We start from the raw sequence: 413 nt of genomic DNA on the forward strand, positions 1-413 counted from the left end.
AATGCTCCAAACAAAATTACGGCAAAAGATTTTGATGGTTGGATTCAGGAAAGAGGCTTGTATTTTTCAAATGAATGGGATGGTAAATATGAAACTATTATTTCCTCAAATGACCCCAATGAAAAGCCAGCGGATGGAGGCTTATTATACGCCAAATACGGAAAAGGTAATTACATCTTCACAGGCTATGCTTTTTTCCGTCAACTTCCTGCGGGCGTTTCGGGTGCATACAGACTATTTGCTAACTTGATATCGGTGGGGAAGTAGGTTTTTGTTGAGTGGCAAAGTGATTGAGGTACAAAGGCACAAAGGCGGATGGAGGCTTATTATACGCCAAATACGGAAAAGGTAATTAACATCTTCACAGGCTATGCTTTTTTCCGTCAACTTCCTGCGGGCGTTTCGGGTGCATA

General features: G+C 41.6%; 1 pseudogene. It reads left to right on the plus strand.

The window, feature by feature from the left end:
- Positions 1-267: pseudogene (locus BWI92_RS26460) on the plus strand (LmbE family protein); the annotation flags it as partial.
- Between the last annotated feature and the right edge of the window lie 146 nt (positions 268-413).

This window comes from Flectobacillus sp. BAB-3569 (assembly GCF_002270355.1).
In the GTDB taxonomy this organism is placed as follows: domain Bacteria; phylum Bacteroidota; class Bacteroidia; order Cytophagales; family Spirosomataceae; genus Flectobacillus; species Flectobacillus roseus.